Raw genomic sequence first — 20,823 nt, 5'->3', positions numbered from 1 at the left:
GCTCGATCCGAACCAACTCACCACATGGTCTTGGCAGCGCGGGCCGGCCATTCACGGTCGTAGGTTTCCTTGTCGAAATCGGCCTTGGCGGCTTTCAGAAGCGTGCCGGGCGTCGGCAGGCTCTTCGGATCGACGAAACGTTCGGGATTCCAGAGTTCGGCGCGCATCAGTGCCCGGGCGCACTGGAAATAGACCTCGTTGACGGTGATGACCGTGACGCTGCGCGGATGTCTACCGTCCATCTCGAAGCTGTTGAGCAGTGTCGGCTCCACCGACACCACGGCATGGCCGTTGATGCGCATCGCCGTGTTCGAGCCGGGGATCAGGAACATCAACGCCACGCGCGGATCGCGGACGATGTTGACAAGCGAATCGATGCGGTTGTTGCCGCGCCAGTCGGGCAGAAGCAGCGTCGCCTCGTCCTGAACACGCACCGCGCCACCCAGGTCACCGCGCGGTGAACAATCGAGCCCCTCCGGCCCGACGGTCGCGAGCGCCAGGAAAGGCGAGGCCTCGATCATCCGGCGGTATTCCGGCGTCAGGACCTTGGTCACCTTGACGAGCGAAGCCTCCGACACGCCGTCGTAGATCGCCTTCAATTCCTCGACGGATGTGATGATGGTCATGCTTCGCCCCTTTGCATCGTCGGCCCTAACCGGCGCAGGCGACAGTATGATGACAGATTTTGCCGATCAAGCGGCCGCGTCGCCACCCGAGGCTTCATGCACGGGCCTGCCATTTTCCGAAAGGAACGAGGCTATCGTTTCGATGACGCCGCGATCGCTGACGATACGGCGATGGCCCAGTCCATTCGCCCAATGAAGCCGCGCCGTCGCAAGGCCGTCAAAACGGCGGGCGTGGTCGGCTGCGACCTCCTTGTCTTCCTCCGCATGCACGACCAGCAGAGGCGTGCGGCCCCGTGCCGCCGCGGCAACCGTATCGAAATCTTCAAGCGAGGCGCCGGCCACCTGCTCCGCCCGCACGATCAACTGTTTCTTGACGCGCGGCGTGAGCCCGATCATCCGCGAAAACTCGTCGAACAGCCAATGGATATGGCTTGGAGAGCCTATGACCACCAGCTTGGAAGGGTTGATCGCACCCGCGCCCCTCATCACGCCGCCGGCGGCAAGCATCAGGGCCGCGCCGCCGAAGGAATGGCCGATCGCCGCATCGAACCTGCCGAAATGCCGCTCCGCCTCGACGACCGCATCCACCGCCTGGCGCATGTTCAGGCTGCGACCGCTGGAACGCCCATGACCCGGAAGATCGAGCACCACGACCTCAGCTCCCGTTTCGGCAAGTCCCGCCGGCAGGGCGGAGATATAGGCGGCGTTCGATCCCCAGCCATGCACCACCAGATAGCGCGGCCGGCCGGTTCTGCCAGAGCCATTGAAACGATAGGCCATGACGGTTGATTTCCCGACTGGAAAGGGCATCCTCTCGGCGGCCTCCAGCCGCTTTCGCCCCTCCGCCTCGGCCGCCTGCGCCTTGCCGCCTTTCGGTCGTCGCGACGGCGTACGGCAGAAAAGCGCGAAGGCAAGCTTCGCCGAGGCTTTGGGGAACGGCCGGCCCAAAGTGGCGAAACCGAGACGGATGACCTTCAGTGCAAAGTTTGGCATAGTGAGGAAATCCCATAATGTTCAATGTTGAACAATAAAGTACAGGAATGAACAAAAATCAATCCCTCCCCTGGGACCACCCTCGTTTTCGAAGCTGGATCGCGGTAGCGCGTGCCTGCCAGCTCATGCAGAGCGTTCTGACCCGCGAGCTCGCGAGCCTGGACATCAAGCCGCCGCATCTCGATGTCCTCGTCAATCTCTACCGTTTCGAGGGGATCTCGCAGCAGGAACTGGCGCGCAAACTGCTCGTCGGCCGCTCCAACATGAGCATGACGCTGCCGCAGATGGAAAAGCGCGGCCTGATCGAGCGGCGCGGCGACGCGAATGACAAGCGCGTGCTGCGTCTCTACCTTACGCCAGAGGGCCGCCATGTCGCCGAGGAGGCGATGGCGATCCAGACCGCGCTCATCGAACGGACGCTTTCGGCGACCCCCATCGAGCAATGTCATGCCATGGCCCAATCCATGGAGAAGATCATTCTCGCGCTGCAGGCGGAGAACGTCGAGGAAACCGAGTCGGCCTGACGATCAGCGCGACCGTTGCGGCGGATCGCGGCTCAGTCCTTTCGCGGCCAGCTCGCGCTCGTAGTCGGCAAACAGCTCGGCGCCACGTTCTCCGAGCTCCCGCAGATAGGACCAGGTAAAGATGCCGCTGTCATGCCCGTCATCGAAGGCGATGCGCACCGCGTAATTGCCGGTCGGCGTGATGGTCCGGATTCCGACATTCCGCTTGCCCGGCACCGTCACCTTCTGCCCCGGGCCGTGGCCCTGGACCTCGGCGGAAGGCGACAGGACCCGCATCGTTTCGGCAGGCAGCGGAAAGGCCGCGCCGTCGCTGAAGGTGATATTCATCGTGCGGCGGTCCTTCGAGACCCTGAGTTCCGTCGGCCAGATATCGCTCATGGTGAAACCTCCGCCTTGTCGTGCATCCGCCGCATGGATTATGAGCTTCACCGGCCGGCTGCAAGCTGTTTTCTGCTCGCCCCTGTTCTTGCCGGGCAGACTGTCATACACTTGACGAGAAGGTTCAAAATCCCCACGTTCGGCCAAAGGGAGATCATCACGTGAACGGTTTCGCAGGGCAGGTTGAAGGTGCAACGCCATTGGTTGCCGGCAAGGCGCCGATGATCGATCCGTTCGGCCGCACTGTCAGCTATCTGCGCGTCTCGGTGACCGACCGCTGCGATTTCCGCTGCACGTACTGCATGGCGGAAAACATGACCTTCCTGCCGAAGAAGGACCTGCTCACGCTGGAGGAGATGAACCGACTCTGTTCCGCCTTCATTTCCAAGGGCGTCCGCAAGATTCGTCTTACGGGCGGCGAACCGCTGGTGCGCAAGAACATCATGTTCCTCGTGCGCGAGCTTGGCCGCCATGTCCATTCCGGCGGGCTCGACGAACTGACGGTCACCACGAACGGGTCACAGCTCGCCCGCTATGCCGATGAGCTCTACGATTGCGGCGTACGCCGCATCAACGTCTCGCTCGACACGCTCGATCCGGCGAAATTCAAGGCGATTACCCGCTGGGGCGATTTCAGCAAGGTCATGGAAGGCATCGACGCAGCACAGAAGGCGGGCCTCAAGATCAAGCTCAATGCCGTGGCGCTCAAGGACCTCAATGCGGCCGAAATCCCTGAGATGATCCGCTTCGCGCACGGCCGCGGCATGGACCTGACGGTGATCGAAACCATGCCGATGGGCGAGATCGAGGAAGACCGCACCGACCACTATCTGCCGCTTTCAGAGCTGCGTGCCGATCTTGAAAGTGAGTTCACCCTTGCCGATATCCCCTACAAGACCGGCGGCCCTGCCCGCTATGTCGAGGTGAAGGAAACCGGCGGGCGGCTTGGCTTCATCACCCCGATGACCCATAATTTCTGCGAGAGCTGCAACCGCGTCCGGCTGACCTGCACGGGTACGCTCTACATGTGCCTCGGCCAGAACGACGCTGCCGATCTCCGCACGGCGCTGCGCGCCTCCGAGAGCGACGAATATCTTTATGCTGCGATCGACGAAGCGATCTCGCGCAAGCCGAAGGGCCACGATTTCATCATCGATCGCCAGCACAGAAAGCCCGCCGTCGCTCGCCACATGAGCGTCACGGGCGGTTAGAAACGGTCAGCGTTTTTCTTCCTCACGTCCGGCAGATCGATACGCCGCCGTCCGCGAGCATCGAGGCCCCCGTCACGAAGCTTGCCATGTCGGACCCCAGAAACAAGGCGGCTTTCGCGATCTCCTCCGGCTGGGCAACGCGTTTCAGCGCATGCAGGCCGTTGATGAAGTGGACTGTTTCCGGAAGCGCTCCGGGAAAATTGATCGGATTGGCATCCGTATCCACCCCGCCCGGCAGCAGCGCATTGACCCGCACGTTATGGGGTCCGAGTTCCGCCGCCAACACCTGCACCAGGCCCGTAAGCCCGGCCTTCGCCGCCGCATAGGCGCCCATGCCCGGCATGCCGGCACTGTGACCGACGAATGTGGATGTAAAGATCATCGAGCCGCCGCCGCGTGCCATCATCGCCGGCGCTTGGTATTTCGCGGCGAGAAAACCGCTCGTGAGATTGAGCTCCAGCGTGGCGCGCCAGTCGTCCGTCGATGTCTCCGTCATCGGCCCGTAACCGACCGTGCCGCCCGCATTGTTGAAGGCGATGTCGAGCCCGCCGAAGCGCTCCACCGCTGTTTCAACCAACCGCCGATGCAGATCCTCGTCGCGGATGTCACCTGCGACGGCCGCGGCGCTGCCGCCTCCTGCCTCGATTTCCTCGACCAACATGCCGAGCAGTTCGCTCCGTCGGGCCGTAACGACCACGTGCGCGCCCTCATCGGCAAAAAGCCTTGCCGCGGCCCGGCCTATGCCGGCGCTCGCGCCGGTGACGATTGCAATCTTCCCTGCAAGGATTCTCATGGGGATCTCCGCTTTGCTGTTTGCATCAATGCGGCATCCAAATTTCAGATCAGGGCACCTTCGGCCACCCGTTTCCTGCTTCGCATCAACGCGATGTCCGCGCGTAGACATCCGGGCTGCAGGGCGAGCGGCCCGACCGGTCGCAGAAGGTCCGCTGAACGTCCCCGGCCTTTACGAAACCGTCCAGCATCGGCCGGGTGAACATGCCGTCGCCCGCGCCGGCGGCTCGATGACAGGTCGCACAGGGCGGATTCGGCCGGAATGCCTCCATACCTTCGCCCCGCCTGATCGAACCATAGGTCCAGCGGCCCGCTTCGCGACGCTTGACGAAGATGGCTGTCAGTTCGTCGCCTGAAAAGCTTTCCATCAGGATCATCATCTCCTCTGCAGGCTTGCCTTCACGCAGTGCGGCAAGCGAAGCATTGTCGACCAGCATGTTGCGATAGCTCCCATCCGGCCGATCGACCCGTGCATAGCGGGTAAAGCCGTCACCGTGATTGTCTGCGGCAACAGCGAAGACCGCGGCCATCGCGGAGAACAACCCCGTGACAGCCGTCAACATGACCGCCGATCGCGCCGGCCGTTCATCGCGAAAGAACGACATGATGAACTCCGTGCGGCAAGGCGACCCGCCCGATCCTTTCCAGCGAAGGAGCCTCCCCCTTCAATACCCGGAAAATCTCCAGCCCCGCCCCGGCGTCCGGCCCGGCGCCTGGATGCCCCTCGAACACCGTCGCCAGCAGATGGTCGCCCGTGAGGTCGAAAGTCCCACCTTCGGGAAGCACGCCCTCGAACGGATGGTCACCGGCCTTTTCCAGCCTGCCGGTTTGCGCATCGAACGTCAGCAGCGAGACTGTCGCCTCACGCTGATGGCGCGGTGATCCCGGCGGAAAGGCGGTTGCGCGCATGTTGATGGTGGCCACGAAGCGACCGTCCGGGCTCACGGCCATGCCCTCCGCCGAATTGCCGGTCTCCACGGCCATCAAATGCTCGTGACGGGCCTCGCCGGCGTCCGGATCGGCAAAGCGTATGACACTCATGGTCGATGGCGTCGTGGGGATGCGTCCGTCGAGGGTCGTTGCGGAAAAATCGCGACCCCAGTTCGAGGTCAGATAGTGCCGCCCGTCCGGGGTGAAGCGCCCGACAAAGGGATCCCTGCCGACGTCGACGACATTGCCCCAGGGCTGCAGCGCAGGCCCTGATTCGCCGTCTGAAAATTCAAAAAAAGCCACGCGATCCTGCGTGTTGATGTTCACCGCAAGGAATCGTCCCGAGGGGTGCCAGTGCACGTTCGTTGCCGTTACCCCTCCGCGGGGTGCTTCGGCCGAGCCGGTGATCCCCAGGCCGGCGAGATCGGTACGGCTAATCTTGCCGAACCTGCCGCCGGTGAACTCGACGATCTGCAGCAGGCTTGCCTCAGCGGTATTGGACACGACGGCGATATATTGTCCGTCCGGGCTCACTGCCAGCGCCTCGGGATGGGTGCCGATTTCGATCGTATCAACAAGTCTCAGATCGGCGAAGTCGGAAAGATCGACTGCGAACAGGCGGTTGCCGGGCGGCAGGTCTCTGACCGTCGTGCCCCCTTCCGGCCTTTCACCAAGACGTTCCGTCACGAAAGCGGTGTGCCCATCCGGCGCCAGTGCAAGGACCTCCGGCGCTGCGGTCACCGAATTCGAGATCGGCAGCGCGCTTTTCGACACGCGGCCGTCGGCAATGGAAAGAACGGTCAGCATATCCCTGTACCCGGCCTCCTTCGGGGCCAGGATCGAACTGCCATAGGTCCCGGCGACAAAGTCGCCATCGGATATTGCGACAACCCGACCGGCTGAAATCGCGCCAAGGATGTCGGCGGATTGCGCCGACGCGCTGCCTGCGCCGCTTATCCCGAGAGCCAGCGCGACAGCCGTGCTGCCTAGAGGATGCGATATCTTCATGATCCAGATTCCTTCCTTCGCTGCGAGGGCAAAGCCCTTGTCTTCGAAAAGGATAAGGATCACTCTGATTGCTTTCCAATCGGAATATCACGATCTGTGATAGGCAATCCGCATCAGGAGACATGATGGATATCCGCTCGATGGCCTGCTTCGTCGCCGTCGCCGAGGAACTTCACTTCCGCCGGGCGGCTGAGCGGCTGCACCTCACCCAGCCATCGCTCAGCCAGCGTATCCGCGCGCTGGAATTCGAAGTCGGCACGGATCTTTTTGCCCGTGATCGCCGCAGCGTAGCTCTCACGCCCGCCGGCCAGGCGTTCCTCGAACCGGCTCGTCGGGCGATCGAGAATGCCAAGGTGGCCAAGGAACAGGCTCTTCGAGCCATGCGCGGCGAAGTTGGCCGGCTGCGGCTGGGCTTCACCGTGATCGCCTTCTACGGTGTTCTGCCTGAGGCGGTGCGGGCTTTTCGCCACCAATATCCACAGGTGAAGGTCGAGCTCTTCGAGATGAATTCGCCGTCGCTTGAAACGGCGCTGATGACCGGAACGATCGATCTAGCCGTCCTGCATCCGCCGCTCGCCAATCCGGACCTTGCGATCCGCAGCCTGCCCGATGAACCCCTCGTCCTCGCCCTGCCCTCCGGCCACCCGCTCGCGTCGCGGGCCGAGATCCGGATTGCCGATCTTGCGGAGGAACCGCTGCTGATCGCACCGCGCAGCATCGGCCCCAGCATCTACGATCGCGTCATCGCGCTCTTTCAGGCGGAAGGCATCAGCCCGCATATCGTTCAGGAAGTAACACCCATGACGACGCTCGCCGGGCTGGTCGCCGCCGGCGTCGGCACCGGTTTCGTGACCGCGGGGCTTTCCCGCCTGCCCCGGCCAGGCGTCAGCTACCGCCCGGTCACGCCGACGCCGCCATCGTTGCCCATGGCGGCGTCCTGGTTGAAACCGGCGCTTTCGGCGAGCGGGCAGCGTTTCCTCGAAACGGTCTCCGCCCTGATCGGCAGGAGTGCCTAGGCGGCGTCGCTTTGGCGCATGGCCGCCCGGCGCTCGTAGGCTCCGGCGTGGAACGAGACGTTCGGATCGCGCGTCTTGAAGCGCTCGATCTTTTCCGACAGGATTTCCACGCGGCGGCGCAGGCCGTGGATCTCGGCATTGTTCTCCTCGACCATGGCGGCGTTGCGCTGGGTGATGAGTTCCACTTCCTGGACAGCCTTGGTCACCTCGTTGATACCCGTCGACTGCTCCCCGGCCGCCGCGGAAATCTCGGCGACCAGTTTGCGGACATCAGTGATGTGCGAGATGATCTCGGTCAGCGCCGTGCCCGTTTCCTCGACGAGATGCACCCCGTTGCTGACCTGATCCGAGCTTGCCGAAATGAGACCCTTGATCTCGCGCGCGGCACCTGCACAGCGCTGCGCCAGTTCGCGCACTTCCTGCGCCACGACCGCGAAGCCGCGGCCGGCATCGCCTGCACGCGCCGCCTCGACGCCGGCATTCAATGCGAGCAGGTTGGTCTGGAAGGCGATCTCGTCGATCACACCGATGATTGTCGCGATCTTGTCGGAGGAGCGACTGATCTCGCCCATGGCGTCGACCGCACGGGCCACGACCTCGCCGGAGCGAACGGCGAACTCTTCCGTCTCGTTCACCGAAACCGAAGTCTGTCTGGCGCTTTCGGCAGTCGAACGGACGATGTCGCTCAGATGCCGCAGCGCCCGCGAGCTTTCCTCCAGCGCCGCCGCCTGCTGTTCGGTGCGGCGAGCCAGATCGTCGGCGGAGGAAGCAAGATTGCCCGTGCCGCCGTCGATTTCCTCGGCGGTCGAGCGGACATCGGCAAGCGTCGCACGGAGCGCTTCAACGGCCTGATTGTAGGTGCGGGCCATTTCGACGAAATCGTCCGGCAGGTTCTCGTCCATGCTGCGCTCCAGATCGCCCTCGGCGAGCTGGCCGAGCACGTCGGACAGCGCAGTCAGCGCCTGACGCTGTTCGGCGGCGATCCGGGCGCGTTCTGCGGCGCGGCGTTCTGCCTCGGCATTGGAGAGGTCCCGCGCCGCGGCGGCTTCCTGCTCCAGGCGGACATTCTCGAGCGCCGCATCGCGGAAGACGGTGACCGACCGGACCATGTCGCCGATTTCGTCGCCACGTTCACGGCCTTCGATCCTCACTTCGAGATCGCCGGCGGCAAGTCGCTTCATCACCTCGGTGACGCGGCGCAACGGACCACGCAGCGTTTCGACCAGCATCAGGCCGCCGGCGATCGCAAGCAGCGTGCCAACCACCATGGCGACGACAGAAAGCTGGGCTGAACGTTCGCTGTCCTCCTTGCCGACTTCCTGGGCCTGTGCGACGAAGTTCTTGAGGCCCGCCATGCCGGCCGTCAGGGTTTCCGTCGCCGTGGCGCGGGCCTTGCTCCATTCGGCGGCGATCGCCAGAAGCTGGGCCGTCTCGTCCTCCATAGACTTCAGCCGCGGCTGCAGCATGGGCGCAAACTCGCGCATGGCGGGATTGCGGGCGAGTTCGGAAACCTCGGCGCTTGCCTGGCTCAGCTTCTCCATGACATCCAGGACGGTCTGCCGTGCCTCTTCGGTCTGGGTGGTGCGCAGACGCTCGACGTAGAGCTCCATGGCGTCGATGAGGCGCAGCGATTCTGCGCTGCGATCGAGGAGCGTGCGCAAGCTGGCAACTTCTCCCTCGATGCTGGCGAAGCGCGAAGCCGCATTGCCGGCCTTGTTCGTAACCTCGGCCTCCATCTCCGACTGGTACTTCATGAATGCGCTTGCGGCGAGCCTGATCGCCTGCGCCTTCTGCGGCACTGGCTGGTCGCTCTTGAGAAGCGCGGTCATTTCGTCGATCGCGCCACGGATCGGCTTCAGCTGCTTCACGCCGTTCGGCGTCAGCATGGGCTGCACTTCCTCGAAGGTCTTGGCCAGGATGCCGAGATACATGTCGGCGGTACCGATCGTGCCGTCATCCGTGCCGGTCCCGCGAACATTGTTGCGAAGCTCGCCGATCTGTTCGGCGATCGCCTTGTAGGCATAGGCTTCGAGCACCATGCCCTTGGCGAACTTTTCCTTGCCTTCGAACTGCTTGCGGACGTTGGCAACCTGATCGGCAACCCCGGTCGCGATGGTGCGGATATCTTCGACGTTGTAATCCAGTGCCGCCGCATTCTGATCGCGTTTCTGCTTGATGGCCCAGAGAGCCTCCGTATCGGCACGCAGCTTCGGGGCAAGGCCGGACACGACGGCGACGCGCTCGCGATCGCCATCGGTGACAAGCAGGCCTTCCAGCACGTCCACGCCGCTCGCCTGCCTGTCGATGCCAGCCTGCACGGCAGCCAGGGATGCGTCGTCAGGCTTGCTTGTGAAATCCTGGAGCACTGCCTGGAGGTTTTCGAAATCGCCGATATTGTCGATTGTCGCGCGCGTCACGGTCATGTGTCCGTTCAGCATGTTCGCGGTGTAGTAACCGGCAAGCCCGATGCCGGCGATCAACAGGACCAGCGGCACCACAAAAAGAAGGACCTTGGTGACAATCCTTCGGCTCTGAAGAAGACGATCGATGAAAGACATTTTTCCCCCACGGCAACCTGGCGCCGGTTTCGCGCCAGCGGCATTCGCGAAACGGTAACGGCATGATTCCAGCCTCATGCGGGAATGATTTCGCCTACAGTCGACAAATTCAGTTGAACAAGGGTTAATTCGGCACCCTTACAAATCGCTTTGCCACATCCCATTGCATATTAGACCCCCTCTAACTCTACTCAAAAGAGTACCGCCCGGTGCATGATCGGGCTGGCGACAGGTAAGCCGTTGCTTTAAGAGAAGCGCTCGATACCGGAGGGAATCGGGAATGGCATCGTCGGAAAACTCGCGGGGAGCGCTCTTCATGGCGCTCGCCATGGCGGCTTTCACCTGTAACGATGCCATAGTCAAATCGATCACGTCCGAACTCGGCGTCGCCCAGATCATGGCGGTACGCGGTGTCATGGCGACTGCGCTCATCTACTGTGTCGCGCGTTACCTCGGCGTCACCCTGTCTCTCAAGATGGTCATGCATCCGCTGGTGCTGCTGCGCACCTTTTTCGAGATTGGGGCCACTCTCACCTTCCTCTCGGCGCTGGCTCATATCGAATTCGCCGCCGCATCCTCAATCATGCAGTCGCTGCCGCTTGCCGTGACGTTGGGAGCGGCCCTTTTCCTGGGTGAACCGGTCGGCTGGCGGCGCTGGACGGCGATCTCCGTCGGTTTCCTCGGTGTCCTCCTGATCATTCGGCCAGGGCCGGAAGGCTTCACACCGGCTGCCCTGCTCGCCGTCGCCGCCTGCTTCTTCACGGCAAGCCGCGATCTCACGACAAGGCGGATCACCGCGGATATTCCGACACTCACCGTTACACTCTTCACGTCGTTTGCCAACACCGTCGTCGGCGTGATCCTGATCGCGCCGATGGGCGGCTGGCAGCCGATCAGCACCCCCACGCTCGGTTATCTGGCGCTTGCCTCCGTCCTCGTCTTCGCCGGATATCAGGCGGTCATCAAAGCCATGCGCGTCGGCGAAATCTCCTTCATCGCACCCTTCCGTTATACCGGCCTGCTCTGGGCATTGGTGATCGGCATCTTCCTGTTCGGAGAGCATCCCAATGCCTATATGCTCACAGGTGCTGCCATCGTCATCGGCTCCGGCCTCTACACCTTCTACCGTGAACGCAAGCGGCGGAGTCCTGTAGCGGAAAAGGCAAGCGTGGCACCGCCGGTCTGACGGACGCCGGAAAGCAGTTTGACGAGAGGAAGGACGACGTGCAGCAAAGCCGATTTCTGGACAGACAGACCCCGCCCCATATCCTGACGCTGGTCGTCTGCGCGGGCCTTGGAGCGCTATCGCTCAATGTCTTCCTTCCGTCTCTTTCGGCCATGGCGATCCATTTCGGCACAGACTATGCCGTCATGCAGCTTGCCGTTTCCGGCTATATCGCCGGCACAGCACTGCTCCAGCTCGTGCTCGGGCCGCTTTCCGATATTTTCGGCCGCCGTCGCGTGATGATCGGCAGCATCCTCATCCTGCTCGTCGGCACGCTGATCTGCCTCGCCGCACCGAATGTCACCGTCTTCATGTTCGGGAGAATGCTGCAAACGGCGGTCGTCGCCGGTTTCGTGCTGCCGCGCGCCATCATCCGCGACACGGTCCCGATGGAGAGCGCCGCCTCGATGATCGCCTATGTCACCATGGGCATGTCGCTGGTGCCGATGATCGCGCCGACGATCGGCGGTACGCTCAGCGACCTGTTCGGCTGGGAAGCGAATTTCGTCCTCATATTGGGACTCGGGCTCATCACCCTGATACTGGTCTCCGTCGACCTCGGCGAGACGAACCGCACGCCGGCGGCGAGTTTCACGGCGCAGTTTAGAAGCTGGCCGGACCTTTTCCGGTCGCGCCGCTTCTGGGGTTATACGCTCACCTCGACCTTCTCCTCCGGCGTCTTCTTCTCCTTCCTCGGCGGCGCGCCCTTCGTCGGCACGGCGATCTACCATCTCACGCCTACCATGCTCGGCGTGCAGTTCTTCCTCATTGCCGCCGGTTACATGGTCGGCAATTTCATCTCGGGACGTTACACCCGGCGCTTCGGCACAATGACCATGATGATCTCCGGCAGCGTCGTCAGCCTGATCGGCGTCTGCATTACCACCGCCATTCTTCTCGGAGATGTCGCGTCGGCAACCGCCTTCTTCGCGCCGCTGGCGCTGACCGGCGTCGGCAACGGGTTGACGCTTCCGAGCTCGAATGCCGGCATCGTCAGCGTGAGACCGCATCTTGCCGGGTCCGCCTCGGGCCTCGGCGGCGCGATCACGGTCGGCGGCGGCGCCGCTCTTTCGACGCTTGCCGCGGCGGTGCTGAAAGAGGAAGGCGGGGCGATACCGCTCCTCGTGGTAATGGGCATCTCGACACTGCTCGCGCTCGCCGCGACCGCCTATGTTCGTCGGATCGACCTTCGTGAAGGTGCGATCGAAACCCGGGATGCCGACCGATGACCGGTCCCGCGCTCCCCCCCGGCCTGATCCTCGCCGGCGGCAAATCGAGCCGCATGGGTTCCGTCAAGGCGCTTCTGGAGGTCGGCGGCGACACCATTCTCAGCCATATCGTCCGGCGGCTCTCACCCCAGGTTTCGGGGATCACGCTCAATGCGTCCGACGATTTTCCCAACCCGCTCGGGCTACGCCTCCTTCCGGACAGGCTCGCCGGCCGGCCAGGACCGCTCGCGGGCGTCCTCACCGGTCTGCGCGACGTGGAAACCCGCGGCATCTCTGCAACCCACCTCCTGACCGTGCCGTCGGACAGCCCCTTCGTGCCGACTGATCTCGTCAACCGCCTTCAAACCGGAACCGACGATCCGGATGCGATCGTCATCACCGCTTCGGACGGACGCAGTCACCCGGTTTTCGGGCTCTGGCCGATCTCGATCGCCGAGGATCTCGAAACCTGGCTCGCCGATCCGGAAAACCGACGCATCAAGGCTTTCCTGCAGCGTCACCGGGTGGCGACCGTCGAATTTCCGCGGATCGAGACATCTCACGGCCTGCTCGATCCTTTCTTCAACATCAACACGCCTGAAGATCTCGAAGAGGCCCGGCGTTTCGCGGAGGTTCTTCAATGAGCTCTCCCCGTGTCTTCGGCATTTCCGGCTGGAAGAATTCCGGCAAGACCGGATTGACAGTGCGGCTCGTCGCCGAACTTACCCGCCGTGGCTACCGGATCTCGACGATCAAGCATGCCCATCATGATTTCGACATCGACAAGCCTGGTGCAGACTCCTTCCGCCATCGCGAGGCCGGTGCGTGCGAGGTGGCGATCGTCTCCGGCAGGCGCTTTGCCATCATGCACGAGCTGCGCGAGGAGTCGGAGCCGCGTCTTGACGATATCCTGGCCCGGCTGGAGCCTTGCGATCTGGTCCTGATCGAAGGCTACAAGCGGGAACCGGTTCCGAAAATCGAGACCCGGCGCCTCGAATCGAAAAGCCGCGAACCGCTTTCGTCAAACGATCCGCATATCGTCGCCATTGCCGCCGACCATGCCGTGACGGACACGGCTGTGCCGGTCTTCGACCTCGACGACACGGCGGCAATCTCCGATTTCATCGTGAAGGTGACGGGACTTCCCAGACAATGAAAAGCCTGCGTGCCGACCGCTCACTCGTCATCCTCGTCCTCGGATTGAACCCGAGGATGAGGACAAGCTGAGCCGCCGGATCGCTCCGGCGGCTTTGTCTTGGGCAGCAGAAACCCTTACTGGTTCGAGGCGACCGGCTTCACCAGCGGCGTGATGCGGCGGATGGTGACGCGGCGGTTTTCCTGGTTCGGGCCGTCGGTCCGAACCTTGAGGTAACGTTCGCCATAACCCTGGGTCGCCAGGTTTTCCGGAGGAATGCCGAAGGCATCGGTCAGCACCCGGGCGACCGATTCCGCTCGCTCGTCGGAGAGGATGAGATTGCTCTCGTCCGAGCCGACCGCATCCGTATGGCCTTCGATAAAGAACGTCTCGGACGGATCTTCCTCCAGGACCCGGTTCATCGCCTCGGCGACCCGGCGCAGCGAACTCGCCTGGTTCATCGGGATCTCGGCGCTTCCGGTCGCGAAGGTGACCGTATCGAGGTCGATGCGCGGCACCTTGTCACGGATACGGGCCGAATAGCGGACTTCATCCAGCGAATAGACGCGCTCGACCTGTTCGACCGGCGGCTGTTCGAGGAACTCGTAATAATCCCGGTCCGGCTCGCTCGAGGTGTCGATGATATAGTTCTCGATCGGCACCGTGAGCCGCATCGGCGGCAGGTCATAGCCCGGATCGCGCCAGACATAGTCGCGGTCGCGGCGCTCGTCCATCAGTTCCGGCGCATAATAGAGAACGTATTCATCCCCGCCCCGGACGATGCGCGACCGCTGGACGATCTCGCCGTAACGGTTGCGGATCGTGACGATGCGGGTGCCGTCGTCACGGATGAAGACTTCGCGTACCCGGCCGTCGCGCAGGCGCTCATATTCCGGCTCCCGGCCGTCGACGTAGAAGCGACGGCTGTCGTCATGGCGGACGAAGGTCTGGTTGTCGATCGAAATGATCGTTCTCGCGCCGTCGCGATCCCGTTCGCGGTCTTCGTCGCGGCTGACGTCCTCGCGGAATTCCCAGCCGCGCGGCCGTTCGAATCGGGGACGCCGGTCAAGCCGTTCGCCGCGTTCCTCGATCATGGCGCGAACCTGCTCTTCCTGCTCACGGCTGAACTGGGTATTGGCCTGGGCTTCGGCGTCGGACTTGGGCGGGGCGAGTTGCTGCTCGGTCTGCTGCGCTGGCCGGCGGCGCGGCCGCTCGCCTTCACGGGGCGGTCGCGGCTCTTCCTTGGCGCTGTCGAGCACCGCAGCACCGTTCTCGACGGGCAGCAAGACCTGCTCGCCCTCGCGGGCCGAAGACGGGTCGCGGGCGATCTGACGGGCCCGTTCGATCTGCTCGGGTGTGCGCGGCGGTTCGGGCCGGGCCTGCTGCTGATCTTCCAGCGGCTCGCCGGGAGCGGGTCGGGCCGGGCTGGCCTGGTCGCGCGGGGTCTCTCCCCGGGGCGGCAGCGGCGGCTGGCCTTCCGTTGTCTGACGGCGCGGCTGTTCGCCCCGGGCAGGTTGCCCCTCGGTGGTCTGGCCTTCCCTTGCCGGCGGCCGGGGACGCGTGTCCTGCGCAGTACCTCTGCCGGAATCCTGATCCCGGGCATTGCGGCGGGTCGGCGCCTCCGGCGCAGTTTCAGGCGCCGCCGCACGGTCTCTCGCGCGCGGCCGGGGTGTCGGGGTTTCAGCCTGATTTTCCGTGGGGGCCGCGTTGCGATCCTGGGCATTGCGGCGCTGCTGGCGGTCACCGCCTTCCGGTGCAATCTCGCGCTGCGGCTGGGCTTCTCTCGTTGTCGGCCGCTCGGTCTCCGGAGCCGCCTGTTCACGCTGGCGGTCCCGGCGCTGCGGGCGCTCGCCGCCCTCGCCCTGTCCGGTCTGCTGTTGCTGACGACGCAGCAGACGTTCTGCGCCACCCTGGTCCTGGTCGGCCTGCTGCTGGCGGCGCTGCGGACGCTCTGCCGGTGCTTCCGCAGCCGGCCGTTCCGCCTGAGGTTCGCGGCGCGGTGCGGCTTCGCGCGGAGCTTCCGGCTCCGCCTGACGCTGGGCGCGCGGCGCCTGTCGCCGTTCGGCACCACCCTGCTCGCGGTCACCGCCCTGCTCGCGCCGCGGCCGCTGCTGCTCTCCGCCGCCTTCGCCTTCCTGCTGCTGCCGCCGCTTCCTCAACAGCAGCGGATCTTCTTCCTGGATCTTGATGATGCCCGGCATCTGGCCGGCCTCGATCATGGGTTTCGGCGGCATGGCCGCCGCCGGCTGCATCATCAGCGGCAGCGAAACGAAAGGCGCTGCGACGCTGGCGAACAGTCTGAATTTCCTCGACATGGACATTTCCTCTTCTCGGGGTGCTATCCCTTTCACGCGTCCTTTATTGCCTTTTTTCAGGCGGACTTACGCTTCGGCTGAATGCTATCCAGCCGGAGATGGTTCCGTTCAAGGCTGTGCCAGCCGGTCTGAACCTCGCGTGAATGTGTTGTTCATGTTTCAGCGGCAAGTGAACGTGCACGTAAAATGCCGTTGCAATTTCGTCCGAGCCGGTATCTATAAAATCCAGAGGGGGCGAAGCGCCCCGCTCCTGACGGCAAAACAAGATGAACCATGCCGTCGGCGCTGCCAACAGAGAGGATCATCATGAATATCTCCACCCGCTTCTTCGCCGCCGCTTCGATCGCCGCGCTGTCGTTCTTCGCCGGCTCGGCGATCGCCCAGGAAAAGCTCGTGATCGGCACGGAAGGCGCCTATCCCCCCTTCAACAATCTCGAAGCCAATGGCGAGCTCACCGGCTTCGACGTCGATATCGCCAAGGCGCTCTGCGAGGAGATGAAGGTCACCTGTACTTTCGTCACCAATGACTGGGACGGCATCATTCCGGCGCTGCAGTCGAAGAAGTTCGACGCGATCATCGCCTCCATGTCGATCACGCCGGAGCGCGAGGAACAGGTCACCTTCTCCAAGAAATATTACAACACGCCGCCGGCGATCGCCGTGCCGAAGGATTCGCCGATCAAGGACGTGGCCGGCCTCAAGGGCAAGACGATCGGCGCACAAGGGTCGACCACCCACTCCAACTATGCCGAAAAGCACATGCCGGATTCCGAGCTGAAGCTCTATCCGACGGCTGACGAATACAAGCTCGACATTGCCAACGGTCGTATCGACGCCGTCATCGACGACATCGTCGTGCTCTCCGAATGGCTGAAGTCGGATGCCGGCAACTGCTGCAAGATCCTTTCGCCCCTGCCGATCGATCCGGAGATCAACGGCGCAGGCGCAGGCGTTGCGGTGCGCAAGGGCGAAACCGCGCTGGCCGACAAGTTCACGGCCGCGATCGCCGCGATCCGCGCCAACGGCAAGTACAAGGAAATCAACGACAAATATTTCGATTTCGACGTTTACGGCGACAAGTAATCGTCTGAATAGCCCTGACAATCCGGCGGAAGGCTTGCCCTTCCGCCGTTTTTCTTTTTAATGAGACCAACATAACATCAGCGGCGCGACAGAAGCCGCGGGGGAAAACGACCTTATGAGCGGATTCTTTTCCGCCCTCTTTGGCGCGCTCGATCCGCTTTGCGGTCCTCTCGGCCTTTTTTCACTGTTCGGTTCGGGCACGCTTGTCGCCTGTGGTGAAGCCGGCTGGGGCGACGAAATCGCTTTTGGCGTAAAAGTGACTATCTCATTGGCGCTTGCCACGCTTCCTGTCGGGCTCGTGATCGGCTTTCTGATCGCGCTTGCGGCGCAATCCGAGGAAAAGCTGCTGAGGCTTGCCGCCGGCATCTACACGACGATCTTCCGCGGTCTGCCGGAACTCCTCACCCTCTTCATCGTCTATTACGGCCTGCAGATCCTCATCCAGTCGGTGCTTTCCTCCCTCGGCTACGAAGGGCGTATCGAGATCAACGCCTTCCTGGCCGGCATGGCGGCGCTGGCGGTCGTCTTCTCCTCCTATTCGTCCGAGGTGCTGCTGTCGGCCTTCCGGGCGATCCCGCGCGGACAGTACGAGGCGGGCGACGCTCTCGGCCTGCGGCGCTGGCGCACCATGCGGCTTATCATCCTGCCGCAGCTCATCCGCATCGCCCTTCCGGGTCTCACAAATCTCTGGCTGATCCTTTTGAAGGATACGTCCTACGTCTCGGTCATCGGGCTTGCCGATATCCTGCGCCAGACCGGCATCGCCGCGCGCGTCAGCAAGGAGGCCTTCTTCTTCTATCTCATCGCCTGCATGCTTTACCTGATTCTGGCGATGATTTCGTCCTTTGGCCTCGGTTTCATCGAGCGCTGGGCCAAACGTTCGGAGGTCAGCCGATGACCGCCGTTACGGAACTCATCCCGCCTCAGCCTGCCCCCGCGGCCGTGAAACGAAAACTCGGCGCCGCCAGGATCGCCGGCATGGCGGTTCTAGCCGTTTGGGTGCTGCTGGCCATCGCACTCGCCGGCATGGTCATCGGCGGTTGGGATCAGGCCAAATTCCTGCGCTACGGGCCGCGCTATCTCCATGGCCTATGGGTGACCATCTCGCTGGTCGGGCTTGCCGTCATCCTCGGCGCGATCCTGTCGTTGCCGATCGCTTTTGCACGCATGTCGAAGAACCGTTTCCTGAACGGCATCGCCTATGCCTATGTCTATGTCTTCCGCAGCACGCCGCTGCTTGCCCAGCTCTTCCTGATCTATTACGGGCTCGGCAGTTTCCGCCCGCAACTGGAGGCCGTCGGTCTCTGGTGGTTCTTCCGCGAGGCCTGGTATTGCGGCCTCTTCTCGTTCGTGCTCAACACCGCCGCCTATCAGGCGGAAATCCTGCGCGGCGCGATCGAGAGCGTGCCCCGTGGCCAGCATGAGGGTGCGGCGGCACTCGGCATTTCGAAATATATCACCTTCCGCAAGATCATCCTGCCGCAGGCGCTCATCGTGGCACTCCGCCCCTATGGCAACGAGATCGTGCTGATGATGAAAGGCTCGGCGGTTGTCGCCATCGTCACCGTCTACGACCTGATGGGCGAGACGCGTTATGCCTTCTCGCGCACCTTCGACTACCAGGCCTATCTCTGGGCGGCGATCTTCTATCTTGCCATCGTCGAGGCGTTGCGGCACGTGTGGGCCTTCCTCGAAGCCCGCCTGACACGCCATCTGAAGCGTTAGCAGCACTCGCCGAAATTCGCTGCTAACATACTGAATATTTTCACGAATACCTCCTTATGAAGCAATTGTAAAGCCTCGGTTAACCGTGGCATGCTCCCCTTGTCGGGTGACGTGAAAGCGTCATCCGGAAAACAAGAAATGGGAACTGCTGATGTCTGAAATGGAAATGATGCTGAAGGGCTACGGCCTCACCACGGCGCAGATTTTCTACCGCCTGCCCGATCACCCCGTGCTGCTGCAAAGCTATGTCTGGCAGGACTACGATCTCGCGCCCGATTTTCCCGCCATGAAGGATTTCCTGAAGTTCTGGCAGGAGAAGCTCGACGGACCGCTGCATTCGGTCCATTACGTCCACCGCAAGCTGATCTCGGCCAGCGAGTGGCGCTCGGTCAAGGGAGAGATCGTGGTCCACTGACGGAGCGTGGACGCCTACGGCCTAGACATGCACCTCGCCGTGGGCGAATTCGCCCTCATCGGGTTCGCGATGCATGGCGGCATATAGGATGGCGCCGTAGAAAAGTGCGACGACCATTGTCACGCTCCACCCCGGCAGCGGCCCAAGCGCCGCGTTCTGCACCGCCTCGGAAATCGTAGAGACGCCATCTGTCGCCGGTTGATCAGGCAGGAGCTTGGGCGTCGATATCTTCAGGAACCATGCAAACAGCAGGATGAGGTACATCCAGACGTAGTTGCGCCGGATACGCCGGAACAACGCCTCGCGATAGCTGATGATGAAGCGGGGATTGCGCAGGCTTCCGGCAATGCCCGCCGCCCAATCCGGCCTGAGATCGGCCTGCGGATCGAGCGCCTGCGCGAAATAGTGCCGCTCCAGCTTGCGCACCCTGGCGCGGTAGACATCGAAGAAGCGGTAGCGCCGCGCCTCGATCAGCAGAAGCAGCGATACCAGCAGCATGGCGAAGATCACCACGCCGTGATGCGAAGTCGGCGTCGACAGCGAGATCGACAAGAGTGCCGCCACCATTGTGATCGCCCAGTTGGAGGTGCGGTCGATGCGGTCGCGCCAGCTCGTCATCCGGCCCAGCTCGCCGCGGTAGTAGTGGATGATCATATTGGCCTTCTCACCGGACGTGATCGGCAGCATGGGCGCCCGCCGCTCGACATTCTTCTCCAGTACACTCGGCTCCTCGACCGCGGCCATGATCCTTTCCTCCCAAGGTTTTATTTGCTTTATCTTTCAACGAACGAACCGGCACGGCGTTCCGTCTCATGGACAAACGCCGGCCGGCGGCTTAAAGCCGCTGCCAAACGAGGAATGCGACCATGAAGAAGATCGACGAGGAAGCGCTGGCAGAGGCCTATAACCGGGCGCTCGCGCTGGAAAAGGCGGGCGACGTCGACGCCGCCGTGAACGCCTACAGACAGGTGCTGGAGATCGATCCGGAAGACCACGGCGGGGCTGCCGTTCGCATCGCCGCCATGGGCCGTGGCGAGACGCCGCCAAAGGCGCCGGACGCCTATGTCGAAACCCTCTTCGACCAGCATGCAGGAAGCTTCGAGGACATCCTGGTCGAACAGCTCGGTTACGCCGTGCCGGTCATGGTGCGCCAGCGCCTGCAGGCATTGGAGCTCGGGCCTTTCAAACGCATGCTCGATCTCGGCTGCGGCACGGGCTTGACCGGCGGCACGCTGCGGGACATGGTCGACGATATCACCGGCATCGACCTTTCCGAGAACATGGTCGAGATCGCCCATGAGAAGGATCTCTACGAAACGCTCTACGTCGCGGAAGTCGAGGATTTTCTCGAAGATAACGACGACGAACCGTTCGATCTCGTAACCGCCACGGACGTACTTCCCTATCTCGGCGCACTCGAACCGCTCTTCTTCGGCGCGGCGGAGAACATGGTTCCCGGCGGCATCTTCGTCTTCTCGTCCGAAACCCTGCCGGCATCCGACGGTCGGCCCTATGTCGTCGGGCCGCACCAGCGCTTCCTTCATTCGGAAGCCTATATCCGCACGCGGCTCGCCGACACCGGCTTCGAGATCGTCGAGATTTCGGAGATCAACGTACGCATGCAGGACGGGCATCCGAGCCCGGGCCATCTGGTCATTGCGCGGTTGAGGGGTTAGTTTTC

Annotated in this window: 22 protein-coding genes; 12 read left to right on the top strand and 10 right to left on the bottom strand. The window is 63.0% G+C overall.

The window, feature by feature from the left end; translation table 11 throughout:
- Positions 1 to 17: 17 nt before the first annotated feature.
- Positions 18 to 626 (bottom strand): pyridoxamine 5'-phosphate oxidase family protein, encoded by a 609-nt coding sequence (locus tag QEO92_RS09205; protein WP_037155274.1) that lies wholly within the window; start codon positions 624 to 626, stop codon positions 18 to 20.
- A 66-nt stretch (positions 627 to 692) separates the two neighbouring features.
- Complete coding sequence (locus QEO92_RS09200; RefSeq protein ID WP_227702807.1) at positions 693 to 1,619, bottom strand: alpha/beta hydrolase; 927 nt, start codon at positions 1,617 to 1,619, stop codon at positions 693 to 695.
- Between the two features lie 47 nt (positions 1,620 to 1,666).
- Here QEO92_RS09200 and QEO92_RS09195 point away from each other — a divergent pair, with 47 nt between their 5' ends.
- Positions 1,667 to 2,143: a MarR family winged helix-turn-helix transcriptional regulator gene (locus QEO92_RS09195; protein WP_037155267.1), complete on the top strand. Its 477-nt coding sequence runs from the start codon at positions 1,667 to 1,669 to the stop codon at positions 2,141 to 2,143.
- Between the two features lie 3 nt (positions 2,144 to 2,146).
- Here the strand turns inward: QEO92_RS09195 and QEO92_RS09190 are convergent, their stop codons facing one another.
- Positions 2,147 to 2,521 carry a gamma-butyrobetaine hydroxylase family protein gene (locus QEO92_RS09190; RefSeq protein ID WP_037155264.1) on the bottom strand — a complete coding sequence of 125 codons (375 nt, stop codon included), beginning with the start codon at positions 2,519 to 2,521 and terminating at the stop codon, positions 2,147 to 2,149.
- A gap of 221 nt (positions 2,522 to 2,742) precedes the next feature.
- Between QEO92_RS09190 and moaA the strand changes: the two genes are divergently transcribed.
- Complete coding sequence (gene moaA / locus QEO92_RS09185; RefSeq protein ID WP_052183023.1) at positions 2,743 to 3,732, top strand: GTP 3',8-cyclase MoaA; 990 nt, start codon at positions 2,743 to 2,745, stop codon at positions 3,730 to 3,732.
- 22 nt (positions 3,733 to 3,754) lie between these two features.
- Here the strand turns inward: moaA and QEO92_RS09180 are convergent, their stop codons facing one another.
- The 3 genes from QEO92_RS09180 to QEO92_RS09170 all read right to left on the bottom strand — a co-directional run bounded on the left by QEO92_RS09180 (position 3,755) and on the right by QEO92_RS09170 (position 6,525).
- A complete protein-coding gene (locus tag QEO92_RS09180) occupies positions 3,755 to 4,525 on the bottom strand; it encodes an SDR family oxidoreductase (RefSeq protein ID WP_227702806.1) in 771 nt (256 codons plus the stop codon).
- An 85-nt stretch (positions 4,526 to 4,610) separates the two neighbouring features.
- The gene (locus tag QEO92_RS09175) at positions 4,611 to 5,129 is read right to left on the bottom strand and encodes a hypothetical protein (RefSeq protein ID WP_227702805.1); all 519 of its coding nucleotides are present in this window, start codon (positions 5,127 to 5,129) and stop codon (positions 4,611 to 4,613) included.
- Entirely contained in the window at positions 5,110 to 6,525 is a 1,416-nt protein-coding gene (locus QEO92_RS09170) for a lactonase family protein (protein ID WP_227702804.1), read from the bottom strand. Before QEO92_RS09170 ends, QEO92_RS09175 begins: the two co-directional genes overlap by 20 nt.
- A gap of 59 nt (positions 6,526 to 6,584) precedes the next feature.
- Here QEO92_RS09170 and QEO92_RS09165 point away from each other — a divergent pair, with 59 nt between their 5' ends.
- Positions 6,585 to 7,478 carry a LysR family transcriptional regulator gene (locus tag QEO92_RS09165; protein ID WP_280107509.1) on the top strand — a complete coding sequence of 298 codons (894 nt, stop codon included), beginning with the start codon at positions 6,585 to 6,587 and terminating at the stop codon, positions 7,476 to 7,478.
- On the opposite strand, the gene QEO92_RS09160 is transcribed toward QEO92_RS09165, so the two are convergent.
- Positions 7,475 to 10,036 (bottom strand): methyl-accepting chemotaxis protein, encoded by a 2,562-nt coding sequence (locus QEO92_RS09160; protein WP_037155249.1) that lies wholly within the window; start codon positions 10,034 to 10,036, stop codon positions 7,475 to 7,477. The genes QEO92_RS09165 and QEO92_RS09160 overlap by 4 nt on opposite strands.
- 280 nt (positions 10,037 to 10,316) lie before the next feature.
- Here QEO92_RS09160 and QEO92_RS09155 point away from each other — a divergent pair, with 280 nt between their 5' ends.
- From QEO92_RS09155 to mobB, 4 genes are read left to right on the top strand one after another with little or no spacing between them, the layout of a single operon-like run.
- Positions 10,317 to 11,222, top strand: coding sequence for a DMT family transporter (locus QEO92_RS09155; protein WP_227702802.1), 906 nt, complete (start codon positions 10,317 to 10,319; stop codon positions 11,220 to 11,222).
- 38 nt (positions 11,223 to 11,260) lie between these two features.
- Complete coding sequence (locus tag QEO92_RS09150; RefSeq protein WP_037155245.1) at positions 11,261 to 12,490, top strand: multidrug effflux MFS transporter; 1,230 nt, start codon at positions 11,261 to 11,263, stop codon at positions 12,488 to 12,490.
- Positions 12,487 to 13,113 carry a molybdenum cofactor guanylyltransferase MobA gene (gene mobA, locus QEO92_RS09145; RefSeq protein WP_227702801.1) on the top strand — a complete coding sequence of 209 codons (627 nt, stop codon included), beginning with the start codon at positions 12,487 to 12,489 and terminating at the stop codon, positions 13,111 to 13,113. Before QEO92_RS09150 ends, mobA begins: the two co-directional genes overlap by 4 nt.
- Positions 13,110 to 13,625: a molybdopterin-guanine dinucleotide biosynthesis protein B gene (gene mobB, locus QEO92_RS09140; RefSeq protein ID WP_227702800.1), complete on the top strand. Its 516-nt coding sequence runs from the start codon at positions 13,110 to 13,112 to the stop codon at positions 13,623 to 13,625. The genes mobA and mobB overlap by 4 nt, the downstream gene beginning before the upstream one ends.
- A 116-nt stretch (positions 13,626 to 13,741) precedes the next feature.
- Here the strand turns inward: mobB and QEO92_RS09135 are convergent, their stop codons facing one another.
- Together QEO92_RS09135 and QEO92_RS09130 are read right to left on the bottom strand one after the other, a co-directional pair.
- Complete coding sequence (locus QEO92_RS09135) at positions 13,742 to 15,919, bottom strand: OmpA family protein (protein ID WP_227702799.1); 2,178 nt, start codon at positions 15,917 to 15,919, stop codon at positions 13,742 to 13,744.
- A 152-nt stretch (positions 15,920 to 16,071) separates the two neighbouring features.
- A complete protein-coding gene (locus QEO92_RS09130; RefSeq protein ID WP_280107508.1) occupies positions 16,072 to 16,227 on the bottom strand; it encodes a hypothetical protein in 156 nt (51 codons plus the stop codon).
- Between QEO92_RS09130 and QEO92_RS09125 the strand changes: the two genes are divergently transcribed.
- The 4 genes from QEO92_RS09125 (at position 16,226) to QEO92_RS09110 (ending at position 19,142) form a co-directional block, all read left to right on the top strand.
- Positions 16,226 to 17,002, top strand: a complete 777-nt coding sequence (locus tag QEO92_RS09125) for an ABC transporter substrate-binding protein (RefSeq protein WP_227702798.1) — start codon at positions 16,226 to 16,228, stop codon at positions 17,000 to 17,002. The two genes, QEO92_RS09130 and QEO92_RS09125, sit on opposite strands and share 2 nt — an antisense overlap.
- A 115-nt stretch (positions 17,003 to 17,117) precedes the next feature.
- On the top strand, positions 17,118 to 17,900 hold the full coding sequence (locus tag QEO92_RS09120) for an ABC transporter permease (RefSeq protein ID WP_227702797.1): 783 nt from the start codon (positions 17,118 to 17,120) through the stop codon (positions 17,898 to 17,900).
- Positions 17,897 to 18,727 (top strand): ABC transporter permease, encoded by an 831-nt coding sequence (locus tag QEO92_RS09115; RefSeq protein WP_037155228.1) that lies wholly within the window; start codon positions 17,897 to 17,899, stop codon positions 18,725 to 18,727. Before QEO92_RS09120 ends, QEO92_RS09115 begins: the two co-directional genes overlap by 4 nt.
- Before the next feature lie 151 nt (positions 18,728 to 18,878).
- Positions 18,879 to 19,142 (top strand): usg protein, encoded by a 264-nt coding sequence (locus QEO92_RS09110; RefSeq protein WP_407721078.1) that lies wholly within the window; start codon positions 18,879 to 18,881, stop codon positions 19,140 to 19,142.
- A 21-nt stretch (positions 19,143 to 19,163) separates the two neighbouring features.
- Here QEO92_RS09110 and QEO92_RS09105 read toward each other — a convergent pair whose 3' ends face one another.
- On the bottom strand, positions 19,164 to 19,886 hold the full coding sequence (locus QEO92_RS09105) for a DUF2270 domain-containing protein (RefSeq protein ID WP_037155222.1): 723 nt from the start codon (positions 19,884 to 19,886) through the stop codon (positions 19,164 to 19,166).
- A gap of 122 nt (positions 19,887 to 20,008) precedes the next feature.
- On the opposite strand from QEO92_RS09105, the gene QEO92_RS09100 reads away from it, so the two are divergent.
- The gene (locus QEO92_RS09100; protein ID WP_037155218.1) at positions 20,009 to 20,818 is read left to right on the top strand and encodes a methyltransferase domain-containing protein; all 810 of its coding nucleotides are present in this window, start codon (positions 20,009 to 20,011) and stop codon (positions 20,816 to 20,818) included.
- Positions 20,819 to 20,823 lie beyond the last annotated feature (5 nt).

Origin of the sequence: Neorhizobium petrolearium, from assembly GCF_029854435.1 — a bacterium.
Lineage (GTDB): Bacteria > Pseudomonadota > Alphaproteobacteria > Rhizobiales > Rhizobiaceae > Neorhizobium > Neorhizobium petrolearium.
The sequence above is the reverse complement of the archived record's forward strand: the minus strand, read 5'-3'. Positions and strand labels throughout refer to the sequence as shown.

Bases quoted from the DNA above. Each gene is read 5' to 3' on its own strand.
- QEO92_RS09205 (WP_037155274.1), bottom strand. From the start codon at position 626: ATGACCATCATCACATCCGTCGAGGAATTGAAGGCGATCTACGACGGC.
- QEO92_RS09200 (WP_227702807.1), bottom strand. From the start codon at position 1,619: ATGCCAAACTTTGCACTGAAGGTCATCCGTCTCGGTTTCGCCACTTTG.
- QEO92_RS09195 (WP_037155267.1), top strand. From the start codon at position 1,667: ATGAACAAAAATCAATCCCTCCCCTGGGACCACCCTCGTTTTCGAAGC.
- QEO92_RS09190 (WP_037155264.1), bottom strand. From the start codon at position 2,521: ATGAGCGATATCTGGCCGACGGAACTCAGGGTCTCGAAGGACCGCCGC.
- moaA (WP_052183023.1), top strand. From the start codon at position 2,743: ATGATCGATCCGTTCGGCCGCACTGTCAGCTATCTGCGCGTCTCGGTG.
- QEO92_RS09180 (WP_227702806.1), bottom strand. From the start codon at position 4,525: ATGAGAATCCTTGCAGGGAAGATTGCAATCGTCACCGGCGCGAGCGCC.
- QEO92_RS09175 (WP_227702805.1), bottom strand. From the start codon at position 5,129: ATGTCGTTCTTTCGCGATGAACGGCCGGCGCGATCGGCGGTCATGTTG.
- QEO92_RS09165 (WP_280107509.1), top strand. From the start codon at position 6,585: ATGATGGATATCCGCTCGATGGCCTGCTTCGTCGCCGTCGCCGAGGAA.
- QEO92_RS09160 (WP_037155249.1), bottom strand. From the start codon at position 10,036: ATGTCTTTCATCGATCGTCTTCTTCAGAGCCGAAGGATTGTCACCAAG.
- QEO92_RS09155 (WP_227702802.1), top strand. From the start codon at position 10,317: ATGGCATCGTCGGAAAACTCGCGGGGAGCGCTCTTCATGGCGCTCGCC.
- mobA (WP_227702801.1), top strand. From the start codon at position 12,487: ATGACCGGTCCCGCGCTCCCCCCCGGCCTGATCCTCGCCGGCGGCAAA.
- mobB (WP_227702800.1), top strand. From the start codon at position 13,110: ATGAGCTCTCCCCGTGTCTTCGGCATTTCCGGCTGGAAGAATTCCGGC.
- QEO92_RS09135 (WP_227702799.1), bottom strand. From the start codon at position 15,919: ATGTCGAGGAAATTCAGACTGTTCGCCAGCGTCGCAGCGCCTTTCGTT.
- QEO92_RS09125 (WP_227702798.1), top strand. From the start codon at position 16,226: ATGAATATCTCCACCCGCTTCTTCGCCGCCGCTTCGATCGCCGCGCTG.
- QEO92_RS09130 (WP_280107508.1), bottom strand. From the start codon at position 16,227: ATGATGATCCTCTCTGTTGGCAGCGCCGACGGCATGGTTCATCTTGTT.
- QEO92_RS09120 (WP_227702797.1), top strand. From the start codon at position 17,118: ATGAGCGGATTCTTTTCCGCCCTCTTTGGCGCGCTCGATCCGCTTTGC.
- QEO92_RS09115 (WP_037155228.1), top strand. From the start codon at position 17,897: ATGACCGCCGTTACGGAACTCATCCCGCCTCAGCCTGCCCCCGCGGCC.
- QEO92_RS09110 (WP_407721078.1), top strand. From the start codon at position 18,879: ATGTCTGAAATGGAAATGATGCTGAAGGGCTACGGCCTCACCACGGCG.
- QEO92_RS09105 (WP_037155222.1), bottom strand. From the start codon at position 19,886: ATGGCCGCGGTCGAGGAGCCGAGTGTACTGGAGAAGAATGTCGAGCGG.
- QEO92_RS09100 (WP_037155218.1), top strand. From the start codon at position 20,009: ATGAAGAAGATCGACGAGGAAGCGCTGGCAGAGGCCTATAACCGGGCG.